Source organism: Catellatospora sp. NPDC049111 (assembly GCF_040648615.1).
Taxonomy (GTDB): Bacteria; Actinomycetota; Actinomycetes; order Mycobacteriales; family Micromonosporaceae; genus Catellatospora; species Catellatospora aurea.
Map to the genome: position 1 here is coordinate 1 of NZ_JBEZEB010000030.1, position 17,699 is coordinate 17,699.

At 70.0% G+C, this 17,699-nt stretch carries 13 protein-coding genes; 9 read left to right on the forward strand and 4 right to left on the reverse strand.

Features of this window, described 5'->3' with window-relative positions:
• The first annotated feature begins 104 nt into the window (after positions 1–104).
• The 4 genes from AB0B66_RS30330 to AB0B66_RS30345 all read left to right on the forward strand — a co-directional run bounded on the left by AB0B66_RS30330 (position 105) and on the right by AB0B66_RS30345 (position 4,715).
• Positions 105–914 carry an NAD(P)H-binding protein gene (locus AB0B66_RS30330; protein ID WP_360536359.1) on the forward strand — a complete coding sequence of 270 codons (810 nt, stop codon included), beginning with the start codon at positions 105–107 and terminating at the stop codon, positions 912–914.
• Between the two features lie 196 nt (positions 915–1,110).
• Positions 1,111–1,620: a SigE family RNA polymerase sigma factor gene (locus tag AB0B66_RS30335; protein ID WP_360536361.1), complete on the forward strand. Its 510-nt coding sequence runs from the start codon at positions 1,111–1,113 to the stop codon at positions 1,618–1,620.
• Positions 1,621–1,622: 2 nt separating this feature from the next.
• Positions 1,623–2,678 (forward strand): hypothetical protein, encoded by a 1,056-nt coding sequence (locus AB0B66_RS30340; protein ID WP_360536363.1) that lies wholly within the window; start codon positions 1,623–1,625, stop codon positions 2,676–2,678.
• Between the two features lie 411 nt (positions 2,679–3,089).
• Positions 3,090–4,715, forward strand: coding sequence for a pectate lyase (locus tag AB0B66_RS30345; RefSeq protein ID WP_360536365.1), 1,626 nt, complete (start codon positions 3,090–3,092; stop codon positions 4,713–4,715).
• A gap of 58 nt (positions 4,716–4,773) precedes the next feature.
• Here AB0B66_RS30345 and AB0B66_RS30350 read toward each other — a convergent pair whose 3' ends face one another.
• Positions 4,774–6,066 carry a cytochrome P450 gene (locus tag AB0B66_RS30350; RefSeq protein ID WP_360536367.1) on the reverse strand — a complete coding sequence of 431 codons (1,293 nt, stop codon included), beginning with the start codon at positions 6,064–6,066 and terminating at the stop codon, positions 4,774–4,776.
• Between the two features lie 208 nt (positions 6,067–6,274).
• Positions 6,275–7,735 (reverse strand): condensation domain-containing protein, encoded by a 1,461-nt coding sequence (locus tag AB0B66_RS30355; RefSeq protein ID WP_360536369.1) that lies wholly within the window; start codon positions 7,733–7,735, stop codon positions 6,275–6,277.
• Positions 7,736–7,882: 147 nt separating this feature from the next.
• Between AB0B66_RS30355 and AB0B66_RS30360 the strand changes: the two genes are divergently transcribed.
• Genes AB0B66_RS30360 through AB0B66_RS30380 form a run of 5 tightly spaced genes read left to right on the forward strand, consistent with a single transcriptional unit; the run spans position 7,883 to position 14,927 of the window.
• Positions 7,883–9,352: a class I adenylate-forming enzyme family protein gene (locus AB0B66_RS30360; protein ID WP_360536371.1), complete on the forward strand. Its 1,470-nt coding sequence runs from the start codon at positions 7,883–7,885 to the stop codon at positions 9,350–9,352.
• A complete protein-coding gene (locus tag AB0B66_RS30365; protein ID WP_360536373.1) occupies positions 9,349–12,216 on the forward strand; it encodes an amino acid adenylation domain-containing protein in 2,868 nt (955 codons plus the stop codon). Before AB0B66_RS30360 ends, AB0B66_RS30365 begins: the two co-directional genes overlap by 4 nt.
• Positions 12,213–12,446: a phosphopantetheine-binding protein gene (locus AB0B66_RS30370; protein WP_360536375.1), complete on the forward strand. Its 234-nt coding sequence runs from the start codon at positions 12,213–12,215 to the stop codon at positions 12,444–12,446. Before AB0B66_RS30365 ends, AB0B66_RS30370 begins: the two co-directional genes overlap by 4 nt.
• Positions 12,443–13,759, forward strand: a complete 1,317-nt coding sequence (locus tag AB0B66_RS30375; protein WP_360536377.1) for a condensation domain-containing protein — start codon at positions 12,443–12,445, stop codon at positions 13,757–13,759. The genes AB0B66_RS30370 and AB0B66_RS30375 overlap by 4 nt, the downstream gene beginning before the upstream one ends.
• Positions 13,752–14,927, forward strand: a complete 1,176-nt coding sequence (locus tag AB0B66_RS30380; protein ID WP_360536379.1) for a macrolide family glycosyltransferase — start codon at positions 13,752–13,754, stop codon at positions 14,925–14,927. The genes AB0B66_RS30375 and AB0B66_RS30380 overlap by 8 nt, the downstream gene beginning before the upstream one ends.
• A 145-nt stretch (positions 14,928–15,072) precedes the next feature.
• Here the strand turns inward: AB0B66_RS30380 and AB0B66_RS30385 are convergent, their stop codons facing one another.
• Together AB0B66_RS30385 and AB0B66_RS30390 are read right to left on the reverse strand one after the other, a co-directional pair.
• Positions 15,073–16,506 (reverse strand): hypothetical protein, encoded by a 1,434-nt coding sequence (locus tag AB0B66_RS30385; protein ID WP_360536381.1) that lies wholly within the window; start codon positions 16,504–16,506, stop codon positions 15,073–15,075.
• Positions 16,503–17,117 carry a hypothetical protein gene (locus AB0B66_RS30390; protein WP_360536383.1) on the reverse strand — a complete coding sequence of 205 codons (615 nt, stop codon included), beginning with the start codon at positions 17,115–17,117 and terminating at the stop codon, positions 16,503–16,505. Before AB0B66_RS30390 ends, AB0B66_RS30385 begins: the two co-directional genes overlap by 4 nt.
• Positions 17,118–17,699: the final 582 nt, after the last annotated feature.

The window sequence follows — 17,699 nt, forward strand, 5'->3', positions numbered from 1 at the left end:
CAACCCGCAGCCATTCGTATGGAGAAAGTCTGCCGAGGAAATCCTCGACTCCCTCGCCAGATATCTACAACGGATTTCCGGCGCAGCACACTAGCGTTCTGCGTATGAGAATTCTGATCGCCGGATCGACCGGCACCGTGGGCCGTCAGATCGTCGCGCAGCTTGTCGAGCAGGGACACTCGGTACGGGCGTTGACCCGCAACCCCGCCGCCACGCTGCCTGGAGCGCAGATGGTCGTCGGCGACCTGACCGATACGGCCGGCCTCGGCGCAGCGCTGGAGGGCGTCGACGCCATGCATCTGATCACCTTCGACGGTGGTGGCTACGAGCCGCTGCAGACCGGCGCGGACATCGTCGAGCTGGCCGAGCGGGCCGGGGTGAAGCGGGTGACCGTGCTCGGCGGCAACGCCGACAACGGCGTCGAGAAGGCGGTCCGTGGCAGCAGCCTGGCCTGGACGGTCGTGCAGCCGGTGGAGTTCATGGCCAATGCGCTGAAGTGGGCACCTGCCGTCCGCGACGGCGTGGTCAGCGAGCCGTTCATCGGTCGCCGCAGCGCGATGGTGCACGAGGCCGACATCGCCGCGGTTGCGGCCGCGGCGCTGACCCAGGACGGCCACGGCGGTCAGGTATACACCGTCACCGGCCCCGACGTGTTGACCGTGGCGGACAAGGTCGAGCTGCTCGGCAAGGCGATCGGGCGGGAGATCCGGCTGGAGGAGCTGACCGAGGCGCAGGCTCGCGACAAGTGGGCCGGCGAGGGTCTCGCCCCGCACATCATCGACTTCTTGATCTGGGCATACGGCAACACCCCGGAGGTGGGATACACCGTCGTGCCCACCGTGCAGGACGTGACGGGCAAACCGGCGCGCACGTTCGCCCAGTGGTGTCGGGAGAACGCGCAGGCGTTCGCCTGACGTGCCGAGCAAGCCGGGACGCGGACATCTCCGCGTCCCGGTGTATGCGTTCAGGCGATTCGGCGTGCGCGGATCTCGTCCGGCCGCCCGTCGCCGAGGCAGACGGGGGAGTCGCGAATCCTGGCAGAGGCCGCGTGAGCGCAGCGCGCCGTACGCGTGACAACCAACTCTGCCCCTGCGGTGTCCTGGGTTCGTGATGAGATGGGCGGCGCCCGAACAGTTCGCCGAATTCGTGCGCAACAGACATGCGGCGCTGCTGCGATACGCGTACCTGCTATGCGGCGATCCGCACCTCGCGCAGGACCTGGTGCAGGACGGGCTGGAACGCACCGGAATGGCCTGGCGGCGCATCGAACGGCAGGGCGACCCCGAAGGATACGTGCGTCGGATCATCACCAACCGCTACCTCAACCGCGTCCGGTCGCTGCGCCGTGAACAGCTCGTCAGCGACGCCCCCGACACCAGCGTGACTGACGCCGAGCCCTCCGACGGATCACTGATGCGACTGCTTTCCTGTCTGCCGCGCCAGCAACGGGCGGTGATGGTCATGCGCTACTACCTGGACTATTCCGAAGCGCAGATCGCCGAGACGCTCGGCTGCTCGGCAGGAACGGTCAAGAGCACCGCGTCGCGGGCGATCGCCCGGCTGCGCCGCGACCTCACCGACGATCCTCACCAGCAACTGGCCAGCGAAGGTGCCCTGTGACCATGGACCCGCAGACGATCGAGGACGACCTCCGCGCCGCGATGCACGCCGGACCGCCCCCCGTGCCCGGCTGGCCCGACCCGGTGGCAAGGGTCGAGCACGGCATCACCCGCCGCAGGCGCAACAGGTCGGTCGCGGCTGTCGCCGCGGCGGTACTGCTGATCGGCGTGGCCGTTACCGAACCTCTCGTCCGGTCCACGACCCCGCCACCGACCACCCTCGCCACGGTCGACGCCACCGAGCAGGCAGCGGAGCCGCTGATCGAGCGTCGCTCCCCCCGCGCCGACCGGCAGCCGTGCCGCTTGGACCGGGTCGAGTCGCTGGAGTGGATCGTCCAGTCCGCGCCCTGGGGACCGTCGACCGGGTTCGCGCTGCGGCCCAACAACAGCGAGCGCTGCACCCTGTCCGGCACACCGCAACTGTCCGGTACGAACGTCGCGACCGGAATGTCCGAACCGATCACCGCCGTGAGCGTCGGCCCGCTCGACGATCGCATCAGCCGCCAGTTTCCGGCCACCGTCGATCCCGGCGAGCCCGCCCGCATCCATATCCGCGCGGCCACCACCTGTCCGGAAGGGCAGAACCCCCGGTCATACCGCGCTCTCGTCCTCACCGTCGGCACCAGGCAGCTGAAGTTGCCTGAGTTCCGGGTTCTGACCGATGTGTGCGGCGCGGACGTGAGCCCATGGTTCGTCGAGCCGCCTCTGGACTACGCGCCCCTGAACGCCACCGTCCAGGCACCGACGACTCTGCGTGCCGGACAGGACTTCACCTACACGGTGCGGATCGACAACGCCTTTCCCCGCGACTACGAGTTGCGTTCCTGCCCGGTCTACCGGCTCGGCCTCGCCGCCGAGGCGACCGATGCCTGGCGACGCATCACGTGTGCCCCCACCAGTATCGCGGCGCACGGCAGCATGCGGTTCACTCTGCGTGGACGGGTTCCGCCGGACACCCCACCCGGCCGGCACAAGCTGACCTGGCTGGCTGCACTGAGCGACGGTGAAGCGATCATCGCCGATATGGCGACCGATGGGGCCGTCGTCGTGATCACTTGACGGCCGGCATTCGCGGTGTGCCCGGGCCGGGCCCCTATCGGCACGGGCACGCGGACATGTGGCCGACGGCGGCCGGAGGTAGTCGCCGTCCTTCCGCTGCTGCCCTGTCAGGCCGCTGCGCTGGCTGCCGCGCGCCCGGTCCCGAACGGCCTGCCGGCCACCTCAGTGGCGGCACGCGACCGGTGGCTACCGGAAAGCGCTTGCCATAGAATCGTCCCCATCCTGCGAACGGAGGGACAACCACCCACGCCGCAAAGTTGGCAATAGCTATCCAATGAGGGCCGGCCGACAGTCGGCTATGGGCGTTTTGCCACATTCAATGCAACAAAGCTGCAAATCCAGGCCATTGACTGACATATATGTACCTTCCTATGTTGGCGGAAAGCGCATTCCAACACAGGGAGGTCCACAGTGCAGGAAGCGCACGTCCCCCTCCGGCGGAGCAGGCGCGCCCGCAGCGCCCTGGCCGCTGCCGTCAGCGTCACCGTCACGGCGCTGGTCCTGACCATCGGCGCGGCCGCCAACGCGGCCACGCTACTGTCCGACGACTTCAACGACGGCAACGCCACCGGCTGGAGCACCTCGGGCGGCAGCTGGTCGGTGTCGTCCGGCGCCTACTCCCAGTCGAGCACCGGCGCCAGCGCCAAAGCCCTGTCCGGCTCGACGTCCTGGTCCACCGCAACGGTGTCGGCCAAGGTCCGCGCCAACACGTTCAGCAACTCGGCCTCGCGCGGCATCGGCGTGGCGGCCCGGGTGCAGAGCACGTCGAACTTCTACGCCCTCGTGCTCACCTCCACCGCGGTCCAGATCCGCAAGGGCAGCACCACCACGCTGGCCTCCGCGCCGTTTTCCGCGGCGGCCGGCACCTGGTACACCCTGTCGCTGAGCGCGACCGGCAGCTCGCTGGTCGGCTCCGTCAACGGCACCCAGGTGGTGTCGGTCTCCGACGGCTCCTACGCCACCGGCCGCGCCGGACTGCTGGCCAACTACACGGCCGGCTCGTTCGACGACGTGCTGGCGACCGACGCGGCCGGCCCGAGCCCGTCGACGCCGCCGACCACACCCGCCTCACCACCGGCGTCACCGTCGGCCTCACCGTCCGCGCCGCCCTCGCCGAGCACCAGCCCGCCGCCGCCCCCGGGCGGGATCGTCGGCTGGGCCACCCAGGCCGGCGGCACCACCGGCGGCGCGGGCGGGGCCACCGTCACCGTGAGCACCTGGGCCGACCTGCGCACCCAGGCCCAGGCCGCCGGCACCCGGACCATTCTGGTGAACGGCATGCTCAGCGGATCGGGCACCATCGAGGTGACCGCGAACAAGACCATCCAGGGTGTCGGCGCGAACTCCGGCATCTCCGGGACCACCCTCAACATCGAGGACATGCACCCGGCCAACGTGATCATCCAGAACCTGAACATCCGCGGGGTGCCCGGCGGCGACGCCATCCAGATCGAGAACGCCACCCACATCTGGATCGACCACAACACCATGTCCAGCACCATCGAGAGCGACGTCGACTTCTACGACGGCATGGTCGACATCACGCACGCCGGCGACTACATCACGGTGTCGTGGAACATCCTGCGCAACCACTGGAAGAACTCGCTGGTCGGGCACTCCGACGGCAACTCCGGTGAGGACGTCGGCCACCTGCGGATCACGTACCACCACAACTGGTTCGACCGGACCTTCGAGCGCAACCCGCGGGTGCGCTTCGGCGAGACGGTCCACGTCTACAACAACTACTACTCCAACATCGACAACAACACCTCGTCGTACGGCATCGCCTCGACGATGAACGCCGGGGTGCTCGTCGAGGGCAACGTGTTCGAGAACGTGGTGCAGGCGTGCTGGTCGGCCAGCGGCTACGCCGACTCCGACCCGGGCCGCCTGGTGGCCCGCGACAACCTGCTCACCGCGTCCGGCCCGTGCGAGACCAACGGCTCGGTGGCCGCGGTCCCGTACGCCTACACCGCCCAGAGCTCCGCCACGGTCAAGTCCTCCGTCACCGCCGGCGCAGGCGCGGGCAAACTCTGACCTGAGGAAAGGAAGGGCACCTTCTACAACGCATAGCGTTGTGAAGGTGCCCTTCCTTTCATGCCATGGGGCAGCGGCCGGTTGGGGAGAGCTGGGCGCGCAGGTTCGCCGGGGCGAGGCGGCCGAGGAACCTGGGGGCGGCCGAGGCGGCGTTGGACGACTCGACGGTGTACGCCTGGGCCAGTCGCGAGGTGGTCAGGGTGAGCTGTCGCATCGCCAGGGCCGAGCCGACGCAGACCCGTGGTCCGGCGCCGAACGGCAGGTAGGCCATCCGGGGCGCGGGCCGCCCGGTCAGCCACCGGCCCGGGTCGAACTCGTCCGGGCGCTCCCACCAGCGCGGATCACGGTGGATCAGGTACGGGTTCAGCAGCACCTCGTCGCCGGGGTTCAGTGACCAGTCCGCCAGCGTGGTCGCCGTGCGCGCGGTGCGGGTCATCAGCCACACCGGCGGATACAGCCGCAGCACCTCCTTGACCACCGCCTCGGCCAGCGGCAGCCGGGCCGCGGGCAGGGCGTCGCCCGCCTCGGCGCGCAGGTCGGCGACCAGTTCGGGGCGCAGCGCGAGCTCGCGCACGATGGACACGATCGCGGCCGCCGGGATGCCGTGCCCGCCCATGAGGATGCCGCGCAGTGTGGCCATCACGGTGCCGTCGGGCATCGCCGGGTCGGCGTCGAGCAGGAAGTCCAGCAGGTCGCGCGGCGTCGCTGGGCGGGGCTCGCCACGCCGCCGCCGGACCAGGTCGGTCAGCGTCCGCACGGTGTGCCGGTGGACCCGGAAGAAGCGGCGGTGGCGGGGCAGCGGTAGCCAGGCCGGGAACTGGTACGACGAGGCGGTGAACGGCTCGGTGATGTCGAGGTTGTCGGCCAGCAGCTCCGGCAGGCCCGCCGCGTCGCGGCCGAAGCAGTAGTCGGCGACGGCGTACGCGGTGAACGCGCGGGCCAGCGGGAGGACGTCGACTTCATGCGTGGTGGCGGGCCGGGCGAGCTCGTCGAGGATCTCCACGGTGCGGGCGTCGGCGGCCGCGGCGGCGGTGTGGTTGAGGCCGGGCCACACCGTGCGGCGCGCGGACATCCAGGCCCCGGCCTCGGCGGCGGCGCTGCCCAGGTCGGGCTGGGCGTCGAACGGCGCCAGCTCGGTGAGGAAGTCGGTGTTGGTCCGGGCGAGCACATCGTGGGCAACCTCGGGATCGATCACGAAGACCGTGCGCTCGTCGAAGGCGAACACGTCGCCGAACTCGGCGTGGGTGCGGCGCAGGAAGCCGATGCGGTCGTCGTCGTACGCGGGCGTGTTGCCCGTCAGCCAGTGCCCGCGCGGCCCCGGCGGCCGGGTGCGCTGCTCGGCCCGCGCCATCGCGTTCTCCCTACGGTCGCAGGTCCCCGGATCGAGGTCCTGCGACCGGGTTTCGGGGCGGGGGTCGGCCTACTCGGGGTAGTTGTAGAACCAGTACGGGTACCGGCCGCTGACCTGTGACCTGCCCATCAGGCGAGCGGCGACGTGGCGGAGCGCACGCACCATGACAACCTCCTATATAGAGAGGCTTATATTGCCGAGCATCGTTTCACGCGGCGCGGGCGGGCGCAACGGGCTCGGCGAGCCGAGGGCCGGACCACGGCCAGGCGAGCACGCCGAGCGCCGCGTCGACCAGCAGCCGTTCGACGTCGCGCAGGAACCGCTCGGCCACGTCCGGAGGCAGGTATGCCGTGTCGCCGGTGACGGCCAGGCCCATGCCACCGGGCGCGTCGATCACCTCCACCCGGATCAGCCAGGTGAACGTGTCCAGCCCTTCGGCGACCGCGAAACTGCTCCTCGCCAGGGCCGCTCGCAGCGCGGCCTCGTCCAGGTCGTCGCCGGGCGCGTCGGCCTCGGGCGCGAGCCGGATGTCGTTGAAGTAGCAGTGCTTGTTGACCCCCGTGGCGTACGGCAGCCCGGCCGCCTCGTGTGCCGCAGCCATGCGCTCGGGGTCGTAGTAGGCGTGCCGGTAGGCCTCGACCGCCGCGTGCCAGACCCGGGGCAGCGCGGCATTGAACGACGGCCGGTCGGCGAGGTCGATGACCAGCAGGCCGAGCTGGTTCAGCTTCGAGATCGCCTCCCGGTACTCGTCGGCGGACCGGTTGTTGACCATCGTGTAGATCCCGCACGTGTCCTGGCCGGACCAGGCCGCGATGACCCCGGCGACCGCGGTCAGCAGCACCGTCGAGCTGGACACGCGCTCGCGCCGTGCCACGGCCCGCGCGGCCGTGTCGGCGGCCGCCGAGGTCAGCACGCAGCGCTGGAAGCGGGGTGAGCGGGCGGGTCCGACGGTGGGCAGGGTGTCGGCGGGCAGCCGGTGGTGGCTGTCGAGCCAGTAGCGCACCGCCCGCTCGCAGCGCCGCCGCAGGCGCTCGCCGTCCTCCAGCCGGGCGATGTCGGCCGACTGCGCGGGCGGGGCGGCGGACACCTCGCCGCGTACCAGCAGCAGGCGCAGGTCACGCAGCACGAGTTCGGCGGCCCGGAAGTCGACGGTCGTATGGCTCAGCACGACGACGATCTGCCGCACCTGCCCGTCGGCGACCAGCAGGGCGAACCGCTGGGGCCACTCCCGGTCGTGTTCGAACGGCGTGGCCGCCAGTTCGGTGGCCACCTGCTGGGAGAGTGCCGCGCCGCCGTCGCCCGGCGGTTCTTCGAGCGGGATCACCAGCACCGGCTGCTCGCCCCGCTCGGCCACGACCTGGCGCAACTGCCCGCCGACCTCCTGCACGCGGGTGCGCAGCGAGCTGTGCCGGGAGACGAGTGCGCCTACCGCCCGTAGCGCCGTCGGCACGTCGAGCGCGGTCCGGCGCGGGGCGGCGACGACCCGGCGCAGGCTGAACATGGCGTGGGCGGCGCCGTGGCGGCGGATGGCGATCCACAGCGCCCGCTGGCCCCAGGTGAGCGGCGCGCCCGGGTCGGCGGGGCCGGTGAAGGGGGCGGTCGCCTGCGTGGCGTGCGCGATCGCGGCGGCCGGTGTCGCGGTGTCGGTGGAGTGGCCGTGGGCGGACATCACGACAGCGTAGGACGTCGATGACGGAAAGCGCTTTCCTCCGTTCGGCCGATCCCTGCCCGCCGCCCCCCGGATGCAGACTCGGGTCGATACATGCGGGCGAGATGCCGATCCCCGCTTCCAGGTCGCGTTAGGAGACGTTCTCCCATGCCCGGGATCGGCGAACCCCCGCTTCAACCGTGCCGGACAGTCCCCGGGCTGCTCGCGTGGCGGCGTGCCCGCAACCCCGCCGACGTCGCCATCGAGGTCGCCGGCGTCGACACGCTGACCTTCGAGCAGTGGGACCGTGACGCCTCCGCACTCGCCTCTGCGCTGCGCCGCCGGGGCGTCACCCCGGGCGCGGCAGTCGGGCTGGTCTTCGCCGGGCGCGACTGGACCGGCTTCGCCGTGGCGTACTGCGGCGTGCAGCGCGCGGGGGCCGTCGCCGTGCCGCTGCCCGACCAGCTGCCGCCGGCCCGGCTGTCCCAGCTGCTCGCGGCCTGCGGATCCGACCTCGTCATCAGCGGCCGCGCGGAGGTGGACGCGCTGGTCGAGGCGGGCGCGCCGGACCCGGCCGACGACGCCCGTCCCGAGGGGATCGCCCAGATCCTGTTCACCTCGGGCACCTCCGGGCAGCCCAAGGCGGTCGCCGCGACCCACGCCAACCTCACCGACGGCGTACCGGCGCACCCGAAGCGCCTGGCGCTGGCCCACTCCCGGCGCTTCCTGCACGCCTTCCCGATCGGCACCAACGCCGCGCAGACGATGCTGATCAACGCCCTGACCGCGCGCCCCTCCGCGCTGACCCTGCCGCGGTTCACGCCCCGCCGGTTCGCCCAGCGGCTGACCGAGGTCGGCACCGTTTTCCTGGTGCCCGCGACCGCGATCGAGCTGCTCGACTCCGGAGCGCTGGACGGCCTCGACCTGTCCGGGGTGAACCTGGTCGGCTCGACCGCCGCGCCGCTGCCGCCGGCCGTCGCCCTGCGGCTGAGCCGGGCGTTTCCGAGCGCGGCGATCGTCAACCACTACACGTCCACCGAGGCGGCTCCCGCCCATACCAACATGATCTTCGACCCGGCGCACCCGGACGCGGTCGGCCGGGTGACCACCGGCGCGGTGCGGATCACCGACGCCGAGGGCACGCCGCTGCCCGACGGCGAGGTCGGCCACGTGTGGCTGCGCTCGCCGCACGCCCGTCGCTACCTCGGTGACGACGACGCCACCCGGGACACGTTCCAGGACGGCTGGGTCCGGATGGGCGACCTGGGCCGGTTGCAGGGCGGCCACCTGTTCCTGTCCGACCGCGACAGCGACGTGGTCAAGTCGGGCGCGTACAAGATCTCCACGCTGGAGGTGGAGGCCGTCCTGCACGAGCACCCCGCCGTCGCCGCGGCCGCGGTCGTCGGCGTGCCGCACCCGGTGCTCGGCGCACGCCTCGCGGCGGCGATCGTGGCCCGGCCCGACGCGGGCGAGGTCGGCCTGCCCGGCATCCGCGCGTTCCTCGCCGAGCGGCTCGCCGACCACCAGCTGCCCGGCGACCTGCTCGTGCTCGATCAGCTCCCGCGCAACGACGCGGGCAAGGTCCTCAAACGACAGCTGGTGAAACTCTTCCCAGCCGGCACCGGAGGTGGCGCGTGAATCCGATCAGCCACGGCGTGTGGTTCACCGAGCAGGCGGCGGTGGCGGGCACCGCGTACCACATGGCGCTCGGGGTCTGGTTCGACGGCGAGCTGGACCGGCACGCCCTCGGCGAGGCCTGCGCCGCCGTCGTGACGAGACACCCGGCCCTGGCCTGCGCGGTCGTCCTCGACGGCGACCTGCCCCGGCTGGTCCCCGCCGCCGAGAAGATCACCCTGAGCGATGCGCCGCACAGCGACGCGCTGGTGCGCGAGGAGATCGCCCGGCCGTACGACCTGAGCCGCGGCCCCCTGGCCCGGTTCACGCTGCTGCGCGAGTCCGCCACCCGCCACCTGCTCCTGTTCACCGCCCACCACCTCGTCTTCGACGGCATGTCCAAGGACCTGCTGCTCCAGGACCTCGCCGCCGCCTACCGCGGCGCGGACCTGCCGCCGCTGCCCGAAACGGCCGCCGCCGAACCCGGCGACCAGGCCGTGGAAGCCGCCCGCGCCTACTGGGCCGACCACTGGACCGGCGTCGGCGAAGCCGTGCTGCCCGACCTGACCGGCACCCCGGCCGCCGCCGAACCGGGCCACACCGTCGAACTGGCCGTGCCGCCCGTCGACGTCCCCGGCCTCACCCGCTTCGAGGTGCTGCTCGCCGCGATCCACGTCCTGCTGGCGCGGTACGGCAACACCGGCCTGCCCGTCGGGGTGGGACTGTCCACCCGCGACGAGCACACCGCCGCGCGCATCGGGCTGCACGTCAACGAGCTGCCGATCGGAGTGGCCCCGGCCCACGGGCGGTTCCGGGAGTACGCCCACGACCTACGTTCGCGGCTGCGTGAGCTGTACCGGCATCGCACCGTGCCCCTGGCCCAGGTCGCGGGCGGCCTGCGGGCCGCGCCGTCGCTGACCACGGTGTCGGTAGGCTACCGACGGCGCGGCCCCGCTCCGGCCTTCCCCGGCCTGTCCACGGACGTGCTCTGGTCGCTGTTCCACGGCGCGGCGCGCAACGCCCTGCACCTGCAGATCGTCGACGGCCCCGACGGCGACCTCGCGGTGAGCCTGCAGCACAGCCCCGCCCACCTGCCGACCGCCGCCGTACACCGGATCGGGCAGCACCTGCGCACCGTGCTCGCCGCCGTCGCCGCCGACCCGGACACCGACGTCGCGGCCATGGCGGTCATGCCGGACGAGGAACTCGCCGCCGTCCTGCACGGCTGGAACGACACCGCCCGCGAGCAGCGCGGCACCGTGGCCCAGCTGTTCGCCACCCAGGCCCGGCTGCGCCCGCAGGACATCGCGGTCGTCGACGGCGAACACCGGCTCACCTACGCCGAACTGGACTCCGCCGCCGCCGAGCTGGCGACTCGGCTGCCGGGTCCGGGCGCGCTCATCGCGATCCGGCTGCCCCGTGGCCGGCAGGCGCTGGTGGCGATGCTGGCCGTGATGCGGGCCGGGTCCGCGTACGTGCCGATCGACCCGGCCTATCCCGTGGCCCGGCAGGAGCTGATCCTCGCCGACGCCCAGCCCGCACTGGTCCTCGACGACCTCGACGCCGTCCCGGCCCCGTCGGCGGGCGGCGAGGTACCCGAGGGCACTGCGTACGTCATGTACACCTCCGGCACCACCGGCCGCCCCAAAGGTGTGGTCGTGCCGCACACCGCCCTGGCCAACCTGCTGCTCGGCATGGCCGAGACGGTCGGCAGCAGGCCGGGGGACCGGTGGCTCGGGCTCACCCCGCTGTCGTTCGACATCTCCGGCCTGGAGCTGTTCCTGCCGCTGGTCACCGGCGGCCGCCTGGTCATCGCGGGGGAGTCCGGCAACCTGGACGGCCGGGCCGTCAACGCGTTGATCGAACGCGAAGGCGTCACCCACGTGCAGGCCACCCCGTCGGGCTGGCAGGTGCTGCTGGAGGCCGGTTTCGACGGCCGGTCCTCGGTCACCGCGCTCGCCGGCGGCGAGAACCTCCCGCTCGACCTGGCCAGGAGACTGCGCGCCCGGGTGGCCCGGCTCGTCAACGTGTACGGCCCCACCGAGACCACCATCTGGTCCACCGCCGAGGAGATCCCCGCCGAGCCCGACACCGTCACCATCGGCCGCCCGATCGCCAACACCAGCACCTACATCCTCGACGACTACGGACGCCCACTGCCCATCGGCGTATGGGGCGAGCTGTGCATCGGCGGCCACGGCGTTGCCGACGGCTACCTGCGCCGCCCCGACCTCACCGAGCAGCGCTTCGGCCCCGACCCGTTCGGTGGCGGGCGGCTCTACCGCACCGGCGACCGGTGCCGCTGGACCGCCGACGGCCGCATCGCCTTCGGCGGGCGCAACGACAGCCAGGTGAAGGTGCGCGGGCACCGGATCGAGCTGGAGGAGATCGAGACTCACCTGCGCGAGCATCCCGCCATCGCCCAGGCGGCGGTGGCTTTGCGCGGCGGAGACCTGGCCGCCTACATCGTCGCTCGCGGCGACGCACCCGACGCCGCCGAACTGCGTCGCCACCTCGCGACCCGGCTGCCCGCCGCGACGGTGCCGACCTCGTGGACGGTGCTCACCGGGCTGCCGGTCACGCCCAGCGGCAAGCTCGACCGGGCCGCGCTGCCCGAACCGGCCCCGGTCCGCGCGCCGGCGGCTCAACCTGCCGTAGGCGGCTCCGACGAACTCGTCGAGGTGCTGCGCGGCATCTGGCAGGACGTGCTCGGCGTCGACGACATCGGCGTTGACGAGGACCTGTTCGACCTCGGCGGGCACTCGCTGACGATCACCCGGATCAACGTGCGCATCATGCAGCAGCTCGGCCAGGACGTGCCGCTGGAGGTCTTCTTCGACACCCCGACCATCGCCGACATCGCCGCTTACCTGCGGGAGCAGTCGTGAGCGCCGAGCTGAGCGGGCGGCTGGCCACGCTCGTCCAGGACGTCACCGGCGGGTCGGTCACCGCGGGCCAGGCCCTGACCGGCGGCTCGCTGCGCGCCCTGGGCCTGGACTCGCTCGGCGCGCTGCGGCTCATCGACGCCATCGACCTCGAATTCGGCGTCGAGATCGACCTCGGGTCCGGATCGGACACCCTCGACGCGATCACCAGGATGGTGGCTGACCGGCTATGAGACACCTGCCGCTGTCCGCGCTGCAACAGCGCTTCTGGTACCTGTGCACGGCGTACCCGGGGGACGCGTCGCCGATCCTGGTGCTCAACTGGCGGCTGCGCGGCCCGCTCGACGTGACCGCCTGGCAGGCGGCCGTGAGCGCGGTCGTCGACCGGCACGAGAGCCTGCGCACCGGCTTCGTGCTCCGCGACGGCGAACCCGTCCAGGTGGTCCTGCCGCCCGCCGGGATCGACACCGAGGTCGTCGACCTTCGCGGGCTCCCGGAGGACGAGCGGGAAGGCCGCGCGGCCGAGCTGCTGTCGGGCCGTACCCACCGGCTGCTCGACCTCACCGCGGACCCGCTGGTCAGCTCGTGCCTGCTGCGGCTGGCCGACGACCACCACGTGTGGTGCTTCACCATGCACCACCTGCTCGCCGACGGGGCGTCGCTGCGCATCGTCGGCCGGGAGATCCGCGCCGGCTTCGTCGCCGCGCTCGACGGGGCCAAACCCGACCTGCCCGACCTGGAGCTGCAGTACGGCGACTTCGCGCTGTGGCAGGCCGAGCAGGACCAGGCCGGCGACCTGGCGTACTGGCGCGAGCGCCTCGCCGGGGCACCGCAGCTGCAACTGCCGACCGACCTGCCCCGCCCGGCGGAGAAGTCCGCGCACAGCGCCGAGCATCTGCATCAGATGAGCCCGGAGTTGGGTGCAAAGGTCGTCGAGCTGTCCCGCGCTGCCCGCTGCACGCCGTTCATGGTGCTGCTGGCCGCGCTGCAGGTGCTGCTGGGCGAACGCAGCGGCCAGGACGACTTCTGCGTTGGCACCCCGGTCGCCGGGCGGGTGCGCGCCGAGTTCGAGCCGGTCGTCGGGCTGTTCGCCAACACCCTCGCGCTGCGGGCCGACTTGACCGGTGACCCGACCTTTAGCGACCTGCTCAGACGTACGCGGACGACGGTCATCGGGGGGTTGCAGCGGCAGTCGGCGCCGCTCGGGCGGGTCATCGCGGCGCTCGGTGTGCCCCGTGAGCCGGGGCGGACCCAGCTGTTCGATGTGGTGTTCAGCATGCGCAACGACACTCCGGCCGCGTTGTCGCGGCTCGGGCCGGTGGAGGTCGAGGGCTTCCCGCACGGGCACGCCAAGGTGCTGCACGACCTCGTGTTCGACATCTGGCGGCTTGACGAGACGGGGCTGCGCGCGGGGATCCGGTACGACACGGCGCTTTTCCGGCCGGACACCGTCGAGGCGATGGCCCGGCGGTATGAGCAGATCCTGTCCGCCGTGGTCGCCCGGCCGGGCGATCGCCTGTCCGAGCTGGTGGTGTCCCGTGGGTAGGCACATCGCGTTCTTCAACATCCCGGCCATCGGGCACGTGTTTCCGACGCTGCCGGTGGTGGAGGAGCTGACCCGGCGCGGGCACCGGGTGACGTACTGCACGACCGAGGAGCGCCGGCCGGTGGTCGAGGCGGCGGGTGCTGTCGTGCGGCCGTATCGGTCGCTGCGGCCGCTGGACCATGATCCGACGCTGTGTGCGCCCGCCCGGGACGGGTACATCAGCCAGACGTTGCTGGCGTTTTTTGAAGAGGCCGAGGCGACGTACACCCAGCTTGCGCCGCTGTACCGGGACGACCGGCCTGATCTGGTGGTCTTCGATCGGATGGCGTTCGCGGGGCGGGTGCTCGCCGCCCGGCTGGACGTGCCGACCGTGCAGTTGTGGCCGATGCTGGTGTCCAACGAGCACTGGTCGATGGGCCAGGCGCTGGCCGCCTTCGACCCCGCCGACCCGGTCCTCGGGATCTACCAGTCGCGGCTGGAGTCGTTCCTGGCCGAGCACTGCCCGGTCCTGGACCCGGCACAGTTCCTCAGCCCGCAGCCGGAGGCGCACCTGGCGTTCTACCCGCGCTCGTTCCAGTACGCGGGGGAGCTGTTCGGGCCTGGGTACCGGTTCGTCGGGCCGTGCCTGCGGCGTACGCCGCTGCGGTGGCGGCCGCCCCGCGACCGTGACGTGCTGCTGGTCACCCTCGGCACGGTCTACAACAACCGGCCCGACTTCTACCGGCATTGCGTCGAGGCGTTCGGCGGCACGGACTGGCACGTGGTGCTCGGGGTCGGCGAGCGCATCGACCTCGGGGCGCTGGGCCGGGTTCCGGGCAACGTCGAGGTGCGGCGGTTCGTCCCGCAGCTCGACGTGCTCGCCCATGCCACGGCCATGATCTGCCATGGAGGCATGGGCGGGGTCATGGAGGCGATGAGCCACGGCGTGCCCGTGCTCGCCGCGCCGCAGACTCTGGAACAGGAGGCCAATGCGCTGCGCGTGGAGCAGCTTGGACTCGGCACGCGACTGGCGGACGAGCACGCCGACCCCGGCGCGCTCAGGACCGCGATCGAACTCATGGTCAAGGACCCGGCGATCATGGACGGGGTCGACCACCTGCGGCGCGCGATCGCTGGCGCAGGAGGCACAGCACACGCTGCCGACGTCATCGAGCAATGTCTACCCTGACTGAGAGACAGGGTGCCGCCCGTGGCCATCGAACGCGAACCGCTACCTGTTAATCACCGGCGAACTGCTATCGCCCGAACCATCGTGTCGAAAGACGGTTCGGAAGGTGAAGTCTCCACAGCCATGAAGCTAGCTGCCCTCCTACCTACAAGAAATCGTCGATCAGCAGCTGGCCTGGCTCAGGCTCGGATTGCGCCGGATCCTCGCCGAACCCCGCTTCCGCTAGGTCCACAGTGAAGTCCGCCAGGGGACCAACGACTGTGTGCAAGAGCAGAGGGAGCGCGTGGTAACCGAGATCAGCCAGCGTGAAGGAGGCGCTGGTGGCGCCACCGGCGGTTGCAGACAGGAAATCGATCTTTACTGCTCGCCCGCCATGCAAGGCAACCGATGCCCGCCGGGCGGTCGCGTGACCTCTTATTGCCATGCTGGCAAGGTCCTCGCTGTCGACAACGTTGCTCTCGGTCGTGGACTCGAACGTGATCGCGAGGTCTGGGCGCTCCACGGTCAGGTCGGTAACAGTCTGACCTCGCCGAGCCGCTTGCTCTCGGAGATCGAACAGGTCGATGCCGACATATTCAGCACCGGGCGGCAGGTCGTCGATCCTGGCTGCAAAGTAGGCGAGCCAATCCTCCCCCCGCAGCAGCAGGCAGTTACGCGCGATGGTCCATCGCGATTCGTTGTCGTGAAATAATGTCGGCTGACCGGCCTGAACGCGCAGAGCGCGAGCGGATAGGCGGTCGATATTCGCCATTACTAGCCACCCGAGATTGGGACAAGGGTCGGCGACGGTGAGGGAGGTGAGCATCGCCAGGGTGATGGTCCTTCCGACACGACGCCAGAAGATTCGATCTTCTGTGTCCACCGATGCGAGGAGGACTTCGATGTCTTCGGCGGTAAGCGGTCCAGACAGCGTTCCCACCGAAGGAAAGTCAAGAGCCGATCCGCCATGCCCCTCCCAAACGGCGCGAAGGATGCGAGTTATACGAGATGCGTGCTCCTTCGCGAAAATAGTGGAGGCGAACTCGGTGGCATCTCGAATGGGTTGCGCGGCCAGCTGCTGTGCTCCCGCAAAGCCGGCCGCGGCAACAAACCCCGCCTCTCTCGCGACAATTTGGTCCACAAGGCCCCTGCCGCCCTGCAGGACTGCGTGGGCGAGCAAGGTGCCGAGAGGACCGTGACTGGCGGCAAACTCGTCCAGCGCTGTCGGATCGACGAGGAGGGTGTCGGCAACGAGCGCCTGATGACCTACGGCCGCCATATCCGTGTTTGCGGTGGTTGGCTCCGGATCAAGGCTCATAACGATGGGCTTGTTCTCGGCAATCCAACGTAGGTCCTGAGCTAGCCACTGCGGGTTGGTCGAAGGACGCAGGTACAGATATCGCTCCCGCCTCTCCCTTGGCCAAGTTACGACGATATCAGGAGCAACACTGTGGTTGAAATATTCGGTTTGACGCACCCTAACTCGGCCATCAACCGCAAGCAGGTGACGTGTAACCGCATCTTTTGCGGCGACAATCCGATCTTCAGGACTGCCGAATTCAAGGGACGCTCTGATAGCCGACGCCAGCGAAATCATCATTCCCACGTACCTCCGCCAGACACCTGCATGTACTTCATCAACTCGCCCATGTGCTCATCGGAAATCACCAGTTCTTCCTGCCGCTCACAGAGGGTGATCATCCAAAGGCGTCGCGAGACCTCGACCACAGCCTCTTCGTTCAACTGTGCTGACGCGCGATCAAGATCTTCCTCTTTGAGAACACGGTACCGGTTTGCGGGATCAAGAATGGCCTTGCGGACGCTAGCGGGGGTCGTGTGCTCATCCCAGGATCGTGCCTTAAAGGGCGACCATGATATCCACATCAAGACATCACATCGATCCGGCTTGGCGCAGTACGCCACATATGACTTGGCCTGGAAGTCCCGGAAGTGCGTAGCCAGGTCGAGTTCCTTGGTGTAGTTCTTGATCTCCGCAACGAAGGTTCGCCCGGCGAGCGTTCCACCTCTAAGCTTCCCGCCAAGATCGAAAGAGAACGTACCCGAGGCATCGGGCCATTGGAAGTGCAGAAACTCACCCAGTGCCCTGTCACTGCTGGGCCAACTCTGGGCCACTCGCGTGGACCGATCCAGCCACTGCTTAGCGCGGTGGAGGCCCTCTCGCCCCTTTTCGTGCATGTCTTCACCGGCCATGAACGGCACCATAGACGAGTGACTTTCCAGCCAACATCCCCCGAATGTCGTTACTGTCACGGGGGAGTTGCTGTGCGTGTTCGGTGGCAAGGGCTGAGGTCGGGCGCCCCGCATGTTTGATAAAGGCCGGGGCGCACCTGTCAGCCGGTGCACCCCGCGTCGGCGGCACGGTCAGTCCGTTGGGTTCCACCTGGCAGGGTCTCGCTACCAACACATCGGTTGGCTCCAGATTCCGTCGGAATCAACTTTCAGTGGCGACGCGGACCGCTCGAAGATCTGCCATCACCCGAAGAGTCGTAACTAGATAGACGCCAACGGCATGGTTGTCAAGAGCACAATCTGCGCGCCAAGCGCTTATGGTAATCGTAGGTAGGGCGTGTTCGATTCATCGTCAGGAAGCGTAGCCATGTCGCAACGGTTGGTTTTGGTCGATCAAGGGTTTGCTGCGCAACTCAAGTTACTTCGTGAGCTGCGAGGAGTCTCGTTGCGCCGCCTCGGCTAGCAGGTGCATTGCTCCCACGGACACCTGTGGGATCTAGAAGTTGGAAATAAGCGGCCTAGCGTTGCGGTCGCCGCTTTACT